17 protein-coding genes are annotated in these 17,309 nt (G+C 65.7%); 9 read left to right on the top strand and 8 right to left on the bottom strand.

What is annotated here, in order from left to right:
• The first annotated feature begins 28 nt into the window (after positions 1–28).
• Together EJ069_RS01385 and EJ069_RS01380 are read left to right on the top strand one after the other, a co-directional pair.
• Complete coding sequence (locus tag EJ069_RS01385) at positions 29–607, top strand: hypothetical protein (protein WP_126059740.1); 579 nt, start codon at positions 29–31, stop codon at positions 605–607.
• Positions 608–688: 81 nt separating this feature from the next.
• The gene (locus EJ069_RS01380; protein ID WP_126059739.1) at positions 689–1,669 is read left to right on the top strand and encodes a S8 family serine peptidase; all 981 of its coding nucleotides are present in this window, start codon (positions 689–691) and stop codon (positions 1,667–1,669) included.
• A 46-nt stretch (positions 1,670–1,715) separates the two neighbouring features.
• Here EJ069_RS01380 and EJ069_RS01375 read toward each other — a convergent pair whose 3' ends face one another.
• From EJ069_RS01375 to EJ069_RS01365, 3 genes are read right to left on the bottom strand one after another with little or no spacing between them, the layout of a single operon-like run.
• The gene (locus tag EJ069_RS01375) at positions 1,716–2,984 is read right to left on the bottom strand and encodes a CCA tRNA nucleotidyltransferase (RefSeq protein WP_126059738.1); all 1,269 of its coding nucleotides are present in this window, start codon (positions 2,982–2,984) and stop codon (positions 1,716–1,718) included.
• A complete protein-coding gene (locus EJ069_RS01370; RefSeq protein WP_126059737.1) occupies positions 2,981–3,613 on the bottom strand; it encodes a CoA pyrophosphatase in 633 nt (210 codons plus the stop codon). The genes EJ069_RS01375 and EJ069_RS01370 overlap by 4 nt, the downstream gene beginning before the upstream one ends.
• Positions 3,613–4,257 carry a DUF1285 domain-containing protein gene (locus EJ069_RS01365; RefSeq protein ID WP_126064603.1) on the bottom strand — a complete coding sequence of 215 codons (645 nt, stop codon included), beginning with the start codon at positions 4,255–4,257 and terminating at the stop codon, positions 3,613–3,615. Before EJ069_RS01365 ends, EJ069_RS01370 begins: the two co-directional genes overlap by 1 nt.
• A 154-nt stretch (positions 4,258–4,411) precedes the next feature.
• Here EJ069_RS01365 and EJ069_RS01360 point away from each other — a divergent pair, with 154 nt between their 5' ends.
• From EJ069_RS01360 to EJ069_RS01345, 4 genes are read left to right on the top strand one after another with little or no spacing between them, the layout of a single operon-like run.
• The gene (locus EJ069_RS01360) at positions 4,412–5,416 is read left to right on the top strand and encodes a MoxR family ATPase (RefSeq protein ID WP_126059736.1); all 1,005 of its coding nucleotides are present in this window, start codon (positions 4,412–4,414) and stop codon (positions 5,414–5,416) included.
• A complete protein-coding gene (locus tag EJ069_RS01355; protein ID WP_126059735.1) occupies positions 5,416–6,390 on the top strand; it encodes a DUF58 domain-containing protein in 975 nt (324 codons plus the stop codon). The genes EJ069_RS01360 and EJ069_RS01355 overlap by 1 nt, the downstream gene beginning before the upstream one ends.
• Positions 6,387–9,206: a DUF4159 domain-containing protein gene (locus EJ069_RS01350; RefSeq protein ID WP_126059734.1), complete on the top strand. Its 2,820-nt coding sequence runs from the start codon at positions 6,387–6,389 to the stop codon at positions 9,204–9,206. The genes EJ069_RS01355 and EJ069_RS01350 overlap by 4 nt, the downstream gene beginning before the upstream one ends.
• 4 nt (positions 9,207–9,210) lie before the next feature.
• On the top strand, positions 9,211–11,298 hold the full coding sequence (locus EJ069_RS01345) for a hypothetical protein (RefSeq protein WP_126059733.1): 2,088 nt from the start codon (positions 9,211–9,213) through the stop codon (positions 11,296–11,298).
• 178 nt (positions 11,299–11,476) lie between these two features.
• Here the strand turns inward: EJ069_RS01345 and clpS are convergent, their stop codons facing one another.
• From clpS to EJ069_RS01325, 4 genes are all read right to left on the bottom strand, one after another.
• Positions 11,477–11,782, bottom strand: coding sequence for an ATP-dependent Clp protease adapter ClpS (gene clpS / locus EJ069_RS01340; protein WP_042640247.1), 306 nt, complete (start codon positions 11,780–11,782; stop codon positions 11,477–11,479).
• Between the two features lie 128 nt (positions 11,783–11,910).
• A complete protein-coding gene (locus EJ069_RS01335) occupies positions 11,911–12,225 on the bottom strand; it encodes a hypothetical protein (protein WP_245456413.1) in 315 nt (104 codons plus the stop codon).
• Positions 12,226–12,366: 141 nt separating this feature from the next.
• Entirely contained in the window at positions 12,367–12,609 is a 243-nt protein-coding gene (locus tag EJ069_RS01330) for a hypothetical protein (protein ID WP_126059732.1), read from the bottom strand.
• A 36-nt stretch (positions 12,610–12,645) separates the two neighbouring features.
• On the bottom strand, positions 12,646–12,951 hold the full coding sequence (locus tag EJ069_RS01325) for a hypothetical protein (protein ID WP_126059731.1): 306 nt from the start codon (positions 12,949–12,951) through the stop codon (positions 12,646–12,648).
• Between the two features lie 238 nt (positions 12,952–13,189).
• Between EJ069_RS01325 and EJ069_RS01320 the strand changes: the two genes are divergently transcribed.
• From EJ069_RS01320 to EJ069_RS01310, 3 genes are all read left to right on the top strand, one after another.
• Positions 13,190–13,906: a response regulator transcription factor gene (locus EJ069_RS01320; RefSeq protein WP_126059730.1), complete on the top strand. Its 717-nt coding sequence runs from the start codon at positions 13,190–13,192 to the stop codon at positions 13,904–13,906.
• The gene (locus EJ069_RS01315; RefSeq protein ID WP_126059729.1) at positions 13,903–15,312 is read left to right on the top strand and encodes an ATP-binding protein; all 1,410 of its coding nucleotides are present in this window, start codon (positions 13,903–13,905) and stop codon (positions 15,310–15,312) included. The genes EJ069_RS01320 and EJ069_RS01315 overlap by 4 nt, the downstream gene beginning before the upstream one ends.
• A 94-nt stretch (positions 15,313–15,406) precedes the next feature.
• Positions 15,407–15,781, top strand: a complete 375-nt coding sequence (locus EJ069_RS01310; RefSeq protein ID WP_042640579.1) for a YciI family protein — start codon at positions 15,407–15,409, stop codon at positions 15,779–15,781.
• Between the two features lie 19 nt (positions 15,782–15,800).
• On the opposite strand, the gene EJ069_RS01305 is transcribed toward EJ069_RS01310, so the two are convergent.
• Positions 15,801–17,282, bottom strand: coding sequence for an aspartate aminotransferase family protein (locus EJ069_RS01305; RefSeq protein WP_126059728.1), 1,482 nt, complete (start codon positions 17,280–17,282; stop codon positions 15,801–15,803).
• Between the last annotated feature and the right edge of the window lie 27 nt (positions 17,283–17,309).

The following is a 17,309-nucleotide window of genomic DNA, read 5'->3' as shown; positions in this document are numbered from 1 at the left end:
CGGAATGGTGGGGCGAGGTGCTTCGCGCATGCGCGAGCGGTCCAACATCCGAGGCGGTTTCTGCACGGCGATGCTCTTGGCGTGCGCGTTCCTCTTTGCGCCCGCCGCGGCCGCGCAGGAATGGACCACCTCGCTCGTCGATGTCCATCAGGGTTCTCCGCTCAGCGACAAGGCCAGGGGCCTCGGCACTGGCGGCTATGAATTGCAGAGCGGAAGCTGGGTGTCCTTCAGCCGTTGGTATCACGCGAGTTGGGTCGACATGCATGTCGACTTCCTCACTCAGATCACGCCCGATACGGGCTTTCTCTGGGGGTTCGGCACCGGCGAGCAAGCCGAGAAATATCGTATCGAGCCGAGCCTCAAGCTCGGATTTCTCACCCAGACCCATCCGAATCCCAACAGCACCCTGTCCCTGTCGGTCACCACCACAATCGGTGGCAACCTGACGGAGAAGCCCTGCGAGGCTGACTACGGCGAGTTCGGAACCTACAGCGTCAATTGCCGGCTGGCGGCGGGCGAGACCGCGCCTGAGGAAACGCTTAAGTATCTGGTCAGCGCCAGGCCGGAGACCATGCATCTCTGGCTGAACTACCGTCTAACTTTCTGATCGGAGGGGCAGGCAAATGAAATCATCTTGTCCCGAAACTCACGATCGCCCGTCCTGGTTCTGTCTGACTGGAGAATGAACATGTCGGTTAAGTCCTTGAAGTTCGGCCTCGCCGCCGCCTTGGCCATTCTTTCGGCGCCGATGGCATCGGCGCAGGAAGCTCTCAGCCCGGACGAAATGGCTGCGCTCTGCCACGGCGGCGGGTCCATCTGCGTGAGCGCCACGATCCCGGTCGCGCGCACGACGCAGTCCCTACAGAACTGGATGAGTCCCGACGTCGGCGCCGCATGGGCTGCCGGCTACAAGGGCAAGGGCGTCACCATCACCATGGTCGACGACTTCAGCAGTTCAGACCGCTTTTCCGGCAATTTCGGCATCGGCGTGCAGACGCAGCGGCACGGTGAATGGACGCGCGAGGAGGCAAGCATGATCGCTCCCGCGGCGACCATCCGCTCCAAGGATTTCTCGACCGGCACGTATGTCCCGCTGGCGGGCGGCCGCAACGTGCTCAACCTCAGCTACGGCATGTACACCACCGCAGGCTACAGCCCGAACCAGATCTGGTGGGCTCCGGAAGAGGCGTCGATCATATCGTATGCAACCAAAGGCTCGGCCATCGTCTCGAAGGCGGCCGGCAACGACGCCGTCGCCGTTGGCGCGGCCGTCAACGGCCAGCAGGACTATCTCGATCTCGCTTTGATCGGCAAATCGACGGCGATCTTCGTCGGCGCGCTGTCGACGAACGGCACGACGGCCAACAAGGCTGAGCTTGCATGGTATTCCGACTACGCCGGTACCAATACGCAGGTGCAGAGCCATTTCCTGGTGGTCGGCGTCGAAGGCGACAAGACCGGTCTTTACGGAACGTCCTTCGCCGCGCCGATCATCTCGGGCTACGCCGCGATCATCGGCAGCAAGTTCACCAAGGCGACGCCGGTTCAGATCACCAACGACCTGCTCAACACGGCCCGCACCGATACGCTGGCGAACTACGATCCGTCCATCTACGGCAAGGGCGAGGCGAGTCTCTCGCGGGCGCTGGCTCCCGTGGCGATACACTGACAGGCGCGCCAGTCGCCCGACGGACTCGCGCAAGTCGCCCGACGCACTAGGGCTCCAGGGCCTGCGCGGCGCGTTCCATGAGCGCGCCGCGTTGCAGGGTGAAGCCCGATCCGACCCATTCCCTTTCGAGGTTCTTCAGCGTCGCGCCGAGCTTCGGCCCCGGCGACGCCCCAAGTTCGGTCAGGTCGGCGCCCTTGATCGGAAATACCGGTTTTGTCCATCTCAGCGTGAAGTTGAGCAGGCGTGAAAGGCCGCCAGCCTCCATCATCGCCTGGTTGTCTTCCACGGCACGCGTCCGCGCGGCGGCAAGCGCCAGCCGGATGCCGTCGAGATAGCCGTCGCGACCGCCGTAATAGAGTTTCTTGGCCAGTTCGGTCTCGGTCATCTTCGCATCCGGGGCGATGGTCAGCGCCCAATGCCGCAGGCGAGCGGCCTCGTCATTCGAAAGCCGCAGCCGCTCGCCAAGGGTCTTCATGCGCGCGACATCGGGCGGGACGATTGCCTCGAGCCGCAGCATCGGATCGGCGATCCAGCCGAGATCCTTCCCGGTCCTGGCCAGCCCGTGGATGGCATCGATGCCCCATTTCTCGCTTTCCGGCAGCACGGCGGTCAGCACGCCGGCCTGGCGCATCCAGAGCAGGGCGCGCGAAGGGTCCGGAGCCGACAGCAGCTTCTTCAGTTCGGACCAGACGCGTTCGGCAGAAAGCTGGGCAAGCCCCTCCTTCAGCCTGGCGCAGGCCTTCAGGCCTTCGGCATCGGGCCGGCCGTCGCCATACCAGGCGAAGAAGCGGAAAAAGCGCAGGATGCGCAGATAATCCTCGCGGATGCGTGCCTCCGCGTCGCCGATGAAACGCAGCCGCCGCGCCTCGATATCGGCAATGCCGCCGACAAGATCGACGACCGTGCCGTCGGCTTCGGCATAGAGCGCGTTGATGGTGAAATCGCGCCGCTCGGCATCAAGTTTCCAGTCGCGCCCGAAAGTCACTTTCGCCCGGCGGCCGTCGGTCTCGACATCAGCGCGCAGTGTGGTGACTTCATAGGGCTTGCCGCCCGCAATCACGGTGATGGTGCCGTGTTCGATCCCTGTCGGCGCCGTCTTGAAGCCGGCCGCCTCCGCCCGCCGGATGGTCTCTTCGGGCAGTGTCGTCGCGGCGATGTCGATATCGGCCACCGGTTGGCCAAGCAGCGCATTGCGCACCGCGCCGCCGGCGACACGCGCTTCCTCGCCGCCCTGCTTCAGCGCAGCCAGCAATTGCTGCAGGGCCTTGTCGCCAAGCCAACCGGCCTGGCTCGAGAGGGACAGCTCGACGCTCACGCATAAAGCCTTTCATAAAGCGTGCGGATGATGCCGGCGGTGACGCCCCAGATTCGCTGGTCGCCATAGGGCATATCGTAAAAGAACCATTCGAGATCGTTCCACATGCGGCTGTCGCGCGTGTGGTTGGCCGGATCCATCAGGAAACTCAGGGGGACCTCGAAAGCGGCGTCGACTTCGTCGGCATTGAGCGTCAGCGAAAAGCCCGGACGCACGACGGCGAGCACCGGCACGATGCGGTAGCCGCTGCCCGACACATAATCCGGCATGCGGCCGATGATCTCGATATGGTCGCGATCGAGGCCGATCTCCTCGAAGGTCTCCCGCAGCGCGGTCGCCTCGGGGCCGGGATCGGTCGGATCGATCGTGCCGCCTGGAAATGCTACCTGGCCGGAATGGCTGCGCAGCTTCTCGGCGCGCTTGGTGAGCAGCACCATGGCGCCCTCGGCGCGGTCGACGACGGGGATAAGCACGGCCGCGTCACGCAGAGGCTTGACGTGTTGGAGCCTGGGGTGATCGGGATTGAAGCGATGATCGCCGAAATCCTCGCCAGCAGTGATCGCGGCCTGCGCGGCGGCCCGCGCCCGGAAATCCGCGATCGAAAACGGCGCCCGGGTCACCTGGTCCATCACGCGCTCAGCCGTTTCAGTTTTTCGGCCGGCATGATCGGATAGACCTCGCCGCCGGAGCGGACGGCGAACATCGCCTTGCCGTCGATGTCGATCTCCTCGCCATGCGCGACCAGCTCATACATCACAGCCCGCGCCACCAGCGCCTCAAGCCGTCCGCGTACCAGCACATAGGGTTTCAGCCCGCCGGTTTCGACCTCGTCGACGAAACGCAGCGGATGGCCGGGCCCGGCGGCGACAACGTCGCCAACATTGGTGCGGAAAGTGATGACTTGCTCGTTGCCGCTCCCGGAGACATTCATTTCGACGGCGATGAACGGCGCGTCGGCGACGCGGATTCCGACCCGCTCGACCGGAGTCACCAGATAGGTTTTGCCGTCGGCATCCTTGCGCAGCACGCTGGAAAAGAGCTGCACCAGCGGCATGCGCCCGATCGGCGTGCCGAGATAGAACCAAGTGCCGTCCGCCTTGATCTCCATATCGAGATCGCCGCAGAAATCCGGATTCCAGCGCTCGACCGGCGCCGGCCCCTTGCCCGCCCGGGCCGCGCGCGAGATCAGCGCCTCGAGGCCGCGCGCCTCGGTAGCGCTCGTCGAGCTCTGCTCACCCGGGCTTTGTTCACGATGTTCGCTGCGTTCGGCCATGGTCACGAAATAGTCACTGTTGTCCCGATTGTCAGCCTTGTCCGCCCAAGTCTGTGATTTAAGTTCATTCACAGGCGCCAAGCGAAGCCGAATCGCGGCATTCTGCGACATTGAGAATGCAGGCCGGTATCTCCAACCACAAGGATCGAACGGCATGAGCGTGATGATCAAGGAAAGCCCGATCAGCGAGAAAGCGATGATCGAGGAAGCTGAAAAAGCGCTGGCCGACATCTCCAAGGTCCGCGATGCGGTCGGCCGGGTGATCTTCGGCCAGGAAGCGGTCGTCGAGCGCACGCTGGTGGCGCTTCTGGCGGGCGGCCACGCGCTGCTGGTCGGCGTGCCGGGCCTCGCCAAGACCAAGCTGGTCGAAACGCTGGGCATCGTGCTCGGCCTCGATTCGCGCCGCGTCCAGTTCACGCCCGACCTGATGCCGTCCGACATCCTCGGCTCCGAGGTGATGGAGCAGGACGAGTTCGGCAAACGCTCCTTCCGCTTCATTTCCGGGCCGATCTTCACGCAATTGCTGATGGCGGACGAGATCAACCGCGCCTCGCCGCGCACGCAGTCGGCGCTGCTGCAGGCGATGCAGGAATATCACGTCACCATAGCCGGCGCCCGTTACGACCTGCCCTCGCCCTTCCACGTGCTGGCGACGCAGAACCCGCTGGAACAGGAAGGCACCTACCCGCTACCCGAAGCCCAGCTCGACCGCTTCCTGATGCAGGTCGACATCCTTTATCCGGAGATCGATGCGGAGCGCCGCATCCTGCTCGAAACGACCGGTATCGACGAAGCCAAGGCCGACAAGGTGCTGCAGCCGGCGAGACTGAAGGAGATCCAGACGCTGATCCGCCGCATGCCGGTGCCGGAAAGCGTCGTCGAGGCGATCCTCAAGCTGGTGCGTTCGGCCCGGCCCGGCCAGGGCAATGCCGAGACGGACAAGCATGTCGCCTGGGGGCCGGGGCCCCGCGCCAGCCAGGCGCTGACCCTGTGCGCCCGCGCCCGCGCCCTATATGATGGAAGGTTGGCGCCGTCGGTGGACGACGTCCGCGCCTTGGCCGAACCGGTGCTGCAGCACCGCATGGCGCTGACGTTCGCCGCCCGCGCCGAAGGCACTTCGGTGCGCGACGTGGTGGCGAAGCTGGCAAAAGGCATCTGATGGGTCGAATAGGCGAGGTCCAGGCACCGGTTGCGACGCGCGACGCGCTCGCCCGCGGCCGGTTGCGGGCTTCACTGGTGCCGGACCTGCTGGTCGAGGCGCGGCGCATCGTCAATACGGTGATCGCCGGTTGGCACGGCCGTCGCAAGCGCGGCATCGGCGAGAATTTCTGGCAGTTCCGGCCTTATGTCGAAGGCGATTCCTCGCGCATCGACTGGCGCCGCTCGGCCAGAGACGACCATACCTATGTGCGCGACCGCGAATGGGAAGCGGCGCACACCGTCTGGCTCTGGGCCGACCCCTCGCCTTCAATGCTCTACAAATCGACCGGCGCCGGCGTTTCCAAGGAATCGCGCGCGCTGGTGCTGGCGCTCGCCTTGGCCGAGCTTTTGTCGCGCAGCGGCGAGCGCATCGCCTGGCCGGGCCTGACCGACCCGTTCACCGCCCGCAACGGCGCCGAGCGTATCGCCGCCCAGTTGAGCCACGCCGCCGCGCTGCCGGCCAAACCCGACTTGTCGGCCATCCGCCGCTTCTGCGACATCGTGCTCGTCAGCGATTTCCTCGACCCGGTCGAGGAAACCATGGCCTGGCTCGAGGTGCTTGCCCGCCATGGCGTGCGCGCGCACCTGATCGAGGTCGCCGACCCGGCCGAGGAAACCTTCCCCTATGCCGGCCGCACCGAGTTCACCGATCCCGAGACCGGCGACAAGCTGACCGCCGGTCGCGCCGAGATGCTGGCCGAGGAATACCGCCTGCTTTACCAGGCCCGCCGCGAGGAGCTGGCCGCATGGTGCAAGCGCCTCGGCTGGAGCTTTACCGTCAATCACACGGACCGGCTCGCCTCCGAAGCGCTGGTGCGCGTCCACATGGCAATGACCATCGGCGGCAGTCATGCAGGGCTGGCCGACAAAGGTCATGCAGGGCTGGCCGATAGAGGTCACCCCCCGCAGGACACTGGAAAGGCGGTCGCATGAGCTGGCTGCCGCTTTCCTTCGGGGCGCCCATGGTGCTGTGGGGCCTTCTGGCGCTGCCGGTGATCTGGTGGCTGCTCAGGCTCACCCCGCCCAAGCCGCAGACGGAAGTTTTCCCGCCGCTGAAAATCCTGGCCCGGGTCCTCCGACGCGAGGAAACCCCGCAGCAAAGTCCGTGGTGGCTGACGCTGCTTCGGCTGCTGATGGCGGCGCTTGTCGTGATGGCGCTGGCCGAGCCGGTCTTCAATCCGCGCGAAAAGCTGCCGGCGGAAGGTTCCGCCCTGGCGCTTGTCATCGACAACAGCTGGGCAAGCGCCGCTGACTGGGGCAAGCGCGTCGCCACCGCCGAGCGGCTGATCGCCGACGCCGGATCGAACGGCGTGCCGATCGTCATTGCCTTCACCGCCGAGAAGCCCAATGCCGAGATCGGCCCCTTCGATGCCTCAGCCGCGCTCGACCATCTGCGCGCCGCCAAGCCGCGGCCGATCCCCACCGACAGGCCCGCCGTCTATGCCCGCGTCGCCGCCGCGTTGGAGCGCCTGCCGGGCGCCAGCGTCGCGGTGCTCGCCGATGGCCTTGCCGCCAAAGGTGACGAAGCCGCTTTCAAGACGCTGCTCGAAAAGAACGCGAAGCGGCTGGTCTGGGCCAATTCCGACCGGCCCTCGGTGACCGGCCTGACTAGCGCCGACAACCAGGTCGACGGTTTCGCTTTGACCGCTATCCGCGCGCCGGGCAATCCGGCGCCGGCGCAGGTCACCGCGGGCGCCTTCGACGACAAGGGCCGCCGCATTGCCGACGCGACGTTGACCTTCGCGCCGGGCGAAGCCGCCGCCACGGCGACGATGGCGGTTCCCTTCGAGCTACGCAACGATTTCGCCTCGATCGCGCTCGACGGCGAGCACCAGGCGGGCGCGGTGCGGGTGCTGGACGAAAGCTCGAAACGACGCCGTGTCGGCCTGCTGTCTCAGGCCGAGGCCGACCAGGCGCAGCCGCTTCTATCGCCGCTCTACTACATCCGCCGCGCCCTGCAGCCCTTCGCCGACCTGGTCGAGCCGTCGAGCGCCGACCTCGCCGACGCCATTCCGCAGCTTCTCGACCAGAAACCGGCGATGATCATCATGGCCGATGTCGGCACCATCCCGGAGCAGGTCAGGCAGCGTCTGGTCGACTGGGTCGACAAGGGCGGCACGCTGGTGCGTTTTGCCGGCCCGCGTCTTGCCGCGGCCGGCAATGACGACGACCTTTTGCCGGTCCGGCTGCGCAGCGGCGAGCGCGCGCTCGGCGGCGCGCTGTCCTGGACGACACCGCAGGCGGTCACCGAATTCCCGAAGAACGGTCCCTTCGCCGACCTTTCCCCGCCCTCCGAGGTGACGGTCAGCCGGCAGGTTCTGGCCGAGCCGACGCCCGACATCGTCGAGCGTACCTGGGCCACGCTTGCCGACGGCACGCCGCTGGTGACAGGCATGAAAAAGGACAAGGGCACGCTGGTGCTCTTCCATGTCACGCCCGAGGCGACCTGGTCGAACCTGCCGATCTCCGGCACTTTCGTCGAGATGCTGCGGCGCGTCGTGCAGCTGTCGCGCAACCAGGGCGCGGCGATCGCCAATGCCGAAGCCACCGCCGCTTCGCTGGCACCCTACCGCATGATCGGCGCCGACGGCATGCTGACGCCGCCCTCGCCTGATGCCCGGCCGCTGGTGCCCGGCGCCGGCCCGCTACCGGTGACGCTGGAGAACCCGCCCGGCCTTTACGGCTCCGAGACGGGCGTGTTCGCGCACAATCTACTCGAGGCATCGAGCACCTTCGCGCCGCTGGTGCGCCCGCAGATTTCGCTGCCGGTGACCGCCATCCCCTATGCCTTCGACGAGTCGGAGAACCTCAAGGGCCCGCTGGTCGCCGTCGCGCTCCTGTTGATGGCGCTCGACACCTTGGCCGTGTTCTGGATGGGCGGCCTGCTGGCGCGCCGGCCACGCCGCGCGGCCGCGGCCACGACAGCCGCCGTCCTGGTCGTGCTGGGCGGCCTCTTCGGCCACGCCGATCTCGCCCGCGCCGACGATTCGAAGCCAGGCGACGCCCAGGCGATCGACGACATTTCGAAGACCCGCATCGCCTATGTCATCACCGGCGAGCCCGGCGTCGATTCGATCAGCCGCGCCGGCCTTGAAGGCCTGACCCGTTTCCTGATCGAGAAGACCGCGCTCGAGCCCGGCCCCCCGGCCGGCGTCGACATCGCCAAGGACGAGCTGTCCTTCTTCCCGCTGATCTACTGGCCGATCGATGCATCGGCGCCGATGCCCAGCCAGGCGGCGATCGCCCGCATCGATGCCTATATGCAGCAGGGCGGCACGGTCTTGTTCGACACGCGCGACCAGTTCTCGAACGGCATCGGCGCCGGCTCGGCAAGCCCGGCGACCGAGCGGCTGCGCGACATCCTCGCGAATCTCAACGTGCCGCCGCTGGAGCCGGTGCCGTCCGACCACGTGCTGACCAAATCCTTCTTCATCCTGCCGGAATTCCCCGGCCGCTTCAGCGGCAGCCCGCTGTGGGTCGAGGCCTCGCTCGACGCCAGCAACACCGAGAACCGCCCCGTGCGCACCGGCGACGGCGTCTCGCCGATCATGATCACCGCCAATGATTTCGCCGGCGCCTGGGCGGTCGACGAGAACGGCGATCCGATGCTGCCGACCGTGCCGCCGGACCCGATGCAGCGCGTCTATGCGCTGCGCGCTGGCGTCAACATCATGATGTACATGCTGACCGGCAACTACAAATCCGACCAGGTGCATGTGCCTGTGCTGCTCGAACGGCTGGGGCAGTAGCTCCATGAACTGGTCGATTTCCTTCGAACCGCTCGTCTCCTGGCCGCTCTTCGGCCTGCTCTTCGTGCCGTTGCTGCTGCTGGCGCTGGTCGGCCTGTGGTTCCGCCAGCGCGGATCGGCATTGCGCTTCATCGCGCTGCTCGCGCTTGCCGCGGCTTTGCTCAACCCGGTGTTCCTCGCCGAGGAGCGCGAGGCTCTGAAGAGCGTCGTCGCGCTGATCGTCGACCGCAGCCAGAGCCAGGATATCGGCGACCGCGCCAGGCAGACCGACGAGGCGCTGGCCGGGATGCAGGAGCGTCTCGGCCGCTTCAAGCAATTCGATGTCCGCGTCGTCGAGGCCGGCAAGTCCGAAGCCGCTGACGAACGTACCGAAACCAGGCTGTTCAGCGCGTTGGAGGGCGCCTTCCGCGACGTGCCGCCGTCGCGCATCGGCGGCGCGATCATGATCACCGACGGCGAGGTGCATGATGCACCCGGCGGAACGCCGGAATTCAACGCGCCGCTGCATGCGCTGATCACCGGCAGCGAGCACGAGAAGGACCGCCGCATCCGCTTCGAGAACGCGCCGCGCTTCGGCCTCGTCGGCAAGCCGCTCGACATGACCTACCGCGTCATTTCGACGGAAGGCAATGGCGCCCCGGTGGATGTGCGGGTCTCGGTCAATGGCGAGCAGGTCTCGGTCGAGCACGCGACAGTCGGCCAGCCGATGAAGCTCTCGGTCACCATTCCCAATGCCGGCCGCAACATCGTCCAGCTCGGCATCGACCGCGAGCCCGGCGAGCTGACGGACGCCAACAACCGGGCGATCGCCCTGGTCGACGGCATCCGCGAGAACCTGCGCGTGCTCTTGGTCTCTGGCGAGCCGCATGCCGGCGAGCGCACCTGGCGCAACCTTTTGAAGTCGGACGCGTCGGTCGATCTCGTCCACTTCACGATCCTGCGCCCGCCGGAAAAGCAGGACGGCACGCCGATCAACGAGCTGTCACTGATCGCTTTCCCGACGCGCGAGCTGTTCGTCGAGAAAATCAAGGATTTCGACCTGATCATCTTCGACCGCTACCAGCACCGCGACGTGCTGCCGATCCTCTATTACGACTACATCTCCGAATATGTCGAAAAGGGCGGCGCGCTGCTGATTGCCGCCGGGCCCGAATATGCCGGCGAGAACTCCATCGCCCGCACCCCGCTTAACGCCGCGCTGCCGGCCATGCCCACCGGTGAAGTGGTGGACAAGGCCTTCTATCCGCGCCTGACCGATCTCGGCCAGCGCCACCCGGTGACGCGCGGGCTCGACGGCTCGGCAAGCGAGCCGCCGCATTGGAGCCGCTGGTTCCGCACCATCGGCGTCAAGAATCCGGAAGGGGAAGTGGTGATGAAGGGCGCCGACGACCGGCCCCTGCTCTTGCTCGACCGCAAGGGTGAAGGCCGGGTGGGCATGCTCTTGTCGGACCAAGGCTGGCTGTGGGCGCGTGGCTTCGAGGGCGGCGGCCCGCATGTGCAGCTTTATCGCCGCATCGCCCACTGGCTGATGAAGGAGCCCGAGCTGGAAGAGGAACGGCTGACGGCCGACGGCCGCGGCATGATGCTGGAGATCCGCCGCCAGACGATGAGCGACGATCCGGGCCCCGCCCAGGTCATCACGCCCTCCGGCAAGACCGTGACGGTGAAGCTCGAGAAAGCCGAGCCCGGCATCTTCACCGGCAGCCTGCGAACCAGCGAGATCGGACTCTACCAGATCGGCAATGGCGATCTCACGGCGCTCGCCCATGTCGGTCCGGTCAACGCGCCGGAATTCCAGGACGTGGTCTCGACAGAGGACAGGCTCAAGGCGCCGGCCGAAGCGACCGGCGGCAGCGTGCGGCGGCTGGCGCCGTCATCCACGCTCGCCAATCTCGCCGGTGGCGTGGCCCTGCCGTCGATCGTGCCGATCCGCTCTTCGGCGGCGGCTTCGGGTGACGATTGGATAGGCCTGCGCACCACCGACGACAGCACGCTCAAGGCCGTATCGCGCGTGCCGCTGTTCGGCGGCTTTCTCGGCCTCGGCCTCTTGCTGCTCGCCATCGGCTCGATGTGGTATCGCGAAGGGCGGTGAGTTTCTTACCTCTCCCCTTGTGGGAGAGGTCGGATTGCCCCGATTTGTCCTTCACAAATCGGCTGGCAATCCGGGTGAGGGGTAAGCTTGGCGCCAAGCTGGAGCACCCCTCATCCGTCTCGGCGCTGCGCGCCGATCCACCTTCTCCCACAAGGGGGAGAAGGAAAAGCGCCTGGCCCTACTCTTCCGGCTCGACGGTGAACAGCAACGGATAGCCCTTGGCCTTGCCGGCATCGGTCGCCCGCGTCGCCTTGGTTTCCGCGACATCCTTGGTGAACACCGCAACGACGCAGACGCCGCGTGTGTGCGCCGTGATCATGACACGATGCGCCTGGTCCTCGCTGAGCTTGAACTCGCCTTTGAGCACAGTGACGACAAATTCGCGCGGTGTGAAATCGTCATTGATCAGGATGACTTTGTAGAGCTTCGGCCGCTCGGTCTTCGGCTGCGCCTTGACACGGGGTTTGATGACGGTTTCGGGCATTGGAATCCACCAGCGATGAACTGGGTTTCACATCACTTTGTCACGCAGAAACGCGCTCGTCCATTTGACTGCGCAACGGCGACAAGGCCAGGGCGATCAACTCTATGTGGGGAAGCGCTGGCTGCCGGTCAACGGCCCTGCCGCCCGGCCGTGCGCGACCTGTCGGGGCCGCCCGATCCGCGCTCCAGCAGCGCAAAGAGCATCCAGGCGGCAAAGCCGATCATCGTCGAGCCGGTCAGCACGAGAAGAATCCAGGACTGCGCCGGCGTGATGTAGTCGAAGCTTGAAGAGATCAGCGGAGCGAACAGCTCTGGCTCGGTCCTGCCGCTGGCTGGATCCGGCACGGGGCTGGCGGTAAAGATGATCAACGACCGCGCGGCCGCGGTGACGATCAGGCCGCCGAGTGTCAGCGAACGCATCAGGGACGAAAACCGCTTCTTCATGCGGATTGTCCTACAGCACCGGCATTGCAATCAGGTTAAGGGTGCGCGGCGGAAACTGCCGATCGAGAAGGCTTCCGTCGCGCGTAAGCCGCCCCGGCCTGAGCCGGAGCGGCTTTGTAAGATGGAATGCCGAAGCCTGGATCAGGTCTTCGGAGCGTCCTTCTTCTCGGTCTTCTTGACGACCTTCTTCGTGGGGGCCTTCTTGTGCTTCTTCTTGGCGACTTTCTTCACCGGCTTGGCGGTGGCGTCGGCCGGAGCAGCCGTGGTGGTCGCGGTCGAGGCGGCCGGGGCAGCGGTCGTCGTGGCGGCGGCGTTGCCGAGAGCCGGCATGGCGAAAGCGAGAGCAACACCCAGGCCGAGGGCGGAGAGGATGGACTTCTTCATGGCTTCATTTCCTTTTCTTGCAGATCTGGATGAGCGTCACTGAACGGGATCGATCGGTGTCACTCCAAGCAGCTTCAAAGCGTTTGCGAGCATCCGGATACCCTGTGCCTGTTTCTTGTTGGCGCAGAACCGGTCTCCCTTTCTTTGCAGTGCTTTCGCCGCGGTGACCTGCGTTGCCGCGGCATGGGTTTCGAGGGCTTCGTCAACCTGACGGCTCAGATTGGTGCAACGCTCGGTCCGGGTGAGCGGTGGCGCGACCTTTGCGGTTGAGGCGCCGGCCGCTGCTGTGATGAGCGATATGCTGAGCAAAGCACCCATCACGCTGATCCAGAACCTCTGCATTGGTCTCGTCCGTTACTCCGGAAACTTGCGTCGCAGCCGATGACCTGACCGCCACGGCACCGGTTATGACCTTGAAATTTTTCACCAGTTTTTCTCGACTGTAGAATTTTGTTTCTGGATTGTTTCTGGGGAACCCGACCGGCGCTGCGATCGCGACCACTGGCCAAGATGTGGCCCGAATTCTATCGTGTGAGGGATCGCCGAAGGGACGCTCGGCTAACAGAATCATAGGTTTCGAGTGAAATCGGACGCACACATACTGATCGTCGACGACGACAAGGGCATACGCGACCTGCTGCAGGAGTTTTTCCAGAAGCGCGGGCTGCACACGACGGTGGCCGGTGACGGCACCGAGATGGAGGCGGTCCTGCGCCGCACGCCGGTGGACCTGATCGTTCTCGACGTGATGCTGCCTGGAAGGAGCGGACTCGAGCTTTGCCGCGAGATCCGCGCCAACTACACCACGCCGATCATCATGCTGACCGCGGTCACCGAGACGACCGACCGTGTTGTGGGTCTCGAAATGGGCGCCGACGACTATGTGCCCAAGCCCTTCGATCCGCGCGAGCTCCTGGCCCGCATCCGTGCCGTGCTGAGGCGCAACGGCAGCGCCGAGCCGCGTCGCCCGGTCGCCAAGCAGATCTATCACTTCGCCGGCTGGACGATGGACTGCGCGCGGCGGCGCCTGACGGCCCCCGACGACGTGCGGGTAGAGCTGACTATGGCCGAGTTCAACCTGTTGCAGACCCTCGTCAAGAGCGCGGGACGCGTGCTGACCCGCGAGCAGCTGATCGAGCTCTCCGGAGGCGACACCGGCTACAGCTTCGACCGCAGCGTCGACATTCTGGTGAGCCGGCTGCGCCGCAAGATGGAAGACGATCCGAAAACGCCGAAACTGATCCTGACGGTGCGCAGCGGCGGCTATCAGTTCCTGCCCGAGACAACGTCCGAATGAGACGCTTCCTGCCGCAGACCCTGCCTGCCTGGGTGCTGCTCATCGTCATTGCCGGCCTCATGCTCAGCCAGGTGGCGACGCTCTACATCGTGGCGCGCGACCGCGCCGCCGCCAACGGTGTCGTCGATCTCTACCGGTTGAACGACCGTGCCTATTCGCTCGTGCAGTTGATGCACGACGCCACGCCCGAAGAGCGCAAGGCGACCGCATCCGGCCTGTTCAACTCGACCTATGCGCTGACGGTTTCGGACACGCCCGCCGTCACCTCCTCGATCGCCGGCGATGATGAACTGGCCGAGCTGGAGGACATCCTGGTCGGCCGCCTTTCGAAATTCGGCGTCACCGACGCGCGCGTGCGGCGCGATCCGGCCACCCAGGAGGCCGACGTCCCGGACGGTCAGGCGGTGAACAAGGATGTCGGCCAGGTCGAACGCGACCTTCTGGTCCTCGCCGCGGATTTCGCGCAGAGCGACAAGCTGACGGCATCATTGCGTTTTTCCGACGGGCAGTGGTTGAATTTCACGGAACCGATCACGCCGGCGGGGCCGATTCTGAGCCTCGACAGCCTGCCGCTCTACTCGCTGATCGCCGGTCTGATCGTCATCATGTCGATCTGGTCGCTGCGCCGGCTGACCGCGCCTTACCGGATGATGGAAACGGCGGTGAGGCGGATCGGCAACGACCTGAAAAGCCCGCCGATCTCAGAGAGCGGCAGCCGCGAGATCCGCGCCGCGGCGAAGGCGATCAACGCCATGCAGATGCGGCTTCGCGATTATGTCGAGGACCGCGAGCACCTTGCGGCGGCGCTGGCGCATGACCTGCGCACGCCGCTGACCCGCATGCGGCTTCGCCTCGAATTGTTGCGCAAATCGCCGGCCCGTGAGGCCCTCGCCCACGACCTCGCCGACATCGAAAGCATCGCGAGTTCCGTCATCGACTTCGCCAAATTCGAGGTGACCGAGGAAAAGGCCGAGCGGATCGATTTCTGGTCGCTGGTGGAATCGGTGGCGGACTCTTTCGAAGACGCGTCCTTCGACGAGGACGCGACGCCTTCGCGCGGCCTGATCTGCATCGCGCGGCCGGTGGCGCTGCGCCGCTGCATCACCAATCTCATCCAGAACGCGGTGACCTACGGCAAGAAAGCGCATCTCGGCGTGCGGCGAACGGGCGACACGATCACGCTCTCGATCCGCGACGAGGGCCCCGGCATCCCGCAGGCGAAGCTGGACGCGGTGTTCGGCTCCTTCGTGCGTCTGGAGGAATCGCGCAACCGCACCACCGGCGGCCTCGGCCTCGGCTTGACCATCGCCCGCAACATCGCCCGCGGCGCCGGCGGCGAGGTCGATCTTTCCAACCATCCGGGCGGTGGCCTGCTGACAGAGCTGCGGCTGCCGGTGGCAGCTTGAGTCAGCAGGCGGCTTGCTGGTCCCAATCCGCCACTGGATCGGCCGGCTCTTCCTTGTGATAGTGCCGCCCGTCCTGGCTATGAGGAACCGCATCGTGTTTTACGCTATCCTGGCCTACCACGTCGAAGACACCGTCCAGTCCTGGACGCCCGACGAGGATGCGGCGCTGATGAAGGACCTGCTCGATGTCAACGACAGGCTCACGCGCGAGGGCAAGCTCGGCCCGGCAGCGAGGCTCGACGCGACGGCCAAGGCCGTGACGCTGCGCGGTCCCGGCGACGGCATGGTGATCGACGGTCCCTTCGCCGAAACCAAGGAACAGTTGCTCGGCCTCTATGTCCTCGACTGCGCCAACCAGGACGAAGCGATCGCCGCGGCGCGCGATCTCAAGCGCGTCAACCCATCCGCTGTCTACGAAATCCGGCCGATCATGCTCTATCTGCCCGGCGCCACACTGGCGGCTCGTTGAAATACGCTTCGGGCGCGTTTCACATTCGTGGCGTGGCCGCCTTGATCTCCCGCCCAAGCCGAAGCATCTCGCGCACCATCAGGTCGAGATCGTCGCGGCGTGTGCGGTGATTGGCGATCGCCACTCTCAGGCAATGCCGGCCGTGCACGGTCGTGTCGGACAGAGCCGCGATGCCCTCTTCCTGCAGTCTCAGCATGATCTCGGTGTTGAACGCCTTGAGCCGCTCTTCGGACGCGCCGGCCAGCCGGTGGCGGAAGCTGACGATGTTGATGGTGGTCGGCGCCATCAGCTCGAGCGCCGGCTCCGCCTCGACCAGGCCGGTGAGGTAGCGGGCCTGGGCGATGTTCTGGTCGATCAGCCGGCCGAACTTTTCGACGCCATGCTCCTTCAGCGCCATCCAGATTTTCAGCGCGCGGAAACCGCGCGACGTTTGAAGCCCGTAGTCGTGCAGCCACTCTCCGGAGGCAAGGCCGCGCGGGGTCGATTCCAGATATTCCGGCGTGACGGCAAAAGTGTTGCGGTGCGCGGATGCGTCCCGCACCAGCGCGCAGCCGGCCTCGAAAGGCGCATGCAGCCATTTGTGCGGATCGAGCGCGATCGAATCCGCCTGCTCGATGCCGGCGACAAGCGATCGGTTCTCGGGCGCGATCGCGATCAGCGCGCCGATGCAGCCGTCGACATGGAACCAGAGGTCTTCTTCGGCCGCCACTTTCGCCAGCAGCTGCAGATCGTCGACCGCGCCGGTATTGACCGTGCCGGCGGTGCCGATCACGCAGGCCGGCTTGAAACCCGCCTCGCGATCCTCCGCGATGGCCGCTTTGAGCGCGCCGATATCGATGCGCAACCCTGCGTCGGTCGGGATTCGCCGCAGCGCCCGGTTGCCGAGGCCAAGCGCTTCCATGGCCTTGCGATGGCAGGAATGGACCTGGTCCGAAGCATAGTAACGCAACGGCTTGGGCATGGCGCCGACGCCCCGCTCGCGCACGTCGACGCCGGCCTTGGCGTTGCGCGCCACGGTCAAGCCGATGATGTTGGCCATCGAACCGCCGCTGACCAGCGTGCCGCTGGACGAGGCCGGGAAGCCCATCATCTCCTTCATCCAGTTGACCACCTGGCAGTCGAGCAAACCGGCGGCATGGTTGCCGCCGCCGAGATTGGACCCCTGGATCGCGGCCAGGAAGTCGCCGAGCGCGCCGGTGAAGTTGCTGGCCCCCATATACCAGGACCAGAAACGCGGATGGACGTTGCCCATCGGATAAGGCATGACGTTGCGGGCGACATCGTCATAGACCTCGGCCACTGGCGCCGGCGATCGCGGCAGGGGTGTCTTGAAGAACGATCGCACCTCGGCCGGCATCTCGCGCCAGACCGGGCGCTCACGCACATCCCTGAGATAGGTGATGGCGTCATCGAGTATCCGGTGCGAGAGCGCTTCCGCATCGGCCCAGTCCGCCGGATCGAGCGTTTCGTCGGCGGCCGTTAATTCCCGCAAGCTATCCATGCGATTTCTCCCGCAGCCCTTTCCAGA

This window comes from Mesorhizobium sp. M2A.F.Ca.ET.043.05.1.1 (assembly GCF_003952445.1).
GTDB lineage: Bacteria > Pseudomonadota > Alphaproteobacteria > Rhizobiales > Rhizobiaceae > Mesorhizobium.
This window is presented reverse-complemented; position numbering and strand designations above follow the sequence as displayed.

Coding starts and splice junctions, on each gene's coding strand:
- EJ069_RS01365 (WP_126064603.1), bottom strand. CDS start 4,257: ATGGCCGAACGCAGCGAACATCGTGAACAAAGCCCGGGTGAGCAGAGC.
- EJ069_RS01380 (WP_126059739.1), top strand. CDS start 689: ATGTCGGTTAAGTCCTTGAAGTTCGGCCTCGCCGCCGCCTTGGCCATT.
- EJ069_RS01335 (WP_245456413.1), bottom strand. CDS start 12,225: ATGAAGAAGCGGTTTTCGTCCCTGATGCGTTCGCTGACACTCGGCGGC.
- EJ069_RS01350 (WP_126059734.1), top strand. CDS start 6,387: ATGAGCTGGCTGCCGCTTTCCTTCGGGGCGCCCATGGTGCTGTGGGGC.
- EJ069_RS01345 (WP_126059733.1), top strand. CDS start 9,211: ATGAACTGGTCGATTTCCTTCGAACCGCTCGTCTCCTGGCCGCTCTTC.
- EJ069_RS01315 (WP_126059729.1), top strand. CDS start 13,903: ATGAGACGCTTCCTGCCGCAGACCCTGCCTGCCTGGGTGCTGCTCATC.
- EJ069_RS01355 (WP_126059735.1), top strand. CDS start 5,416: ATGGGTCGAATAGGCGAGGTCCAGGCACCGGTTGCGACGCGCGACGCG.
- EJ069_RS01330 (WP_126059732.1), bottom strand. CDS start 12,609: ATGAAGAAGTCCATCCTCTCCGCCCTCGGCCTGGGTGTTGCTCTCGCT.
- clpS (WP_042640247.1), bottom strand. CDS start 11,782: ATGCCCGAAACCGTCATCAAACCCCGTGTCAAGGCGCAGCCGAAGACC.
- EJ069_RS01385 (WP_126059740.1), top strand. CDS start 29: ATGCGCGAGCGGTCCAACATCCGAGGCGGTTTCTGCACGGCGATGCTC.
- EJ069_RS01325 (WP_126059731.1), bottom strand. CDS start 12,951: ATGCAGAGGTTCTGGATCAGCGTGATGGGTGCTTTGCTCAGCATATCG.
- EJ069_RS01360 (WP_126059736.1), top strand. CDS start 4,412: ATGAGCGTGATGATCAAGGAAAGCCCGATCAGCGAGAAAGCGATGATC.
- EJ069_RS01370 (WP_126059737.1), bottom strand. CDS start 3,613: ATGGACCAGGTGACCCGGGCGCCGTTTTCGATCGCGGATTTCCGGGCG.
- EJ069_RS01305 (WP_126059728.1), bottom strand. CDS start 17,282: ATGGATAGCTTGCGGGAATTAACGGCCGCCGACGAAACGCTCGATCCG.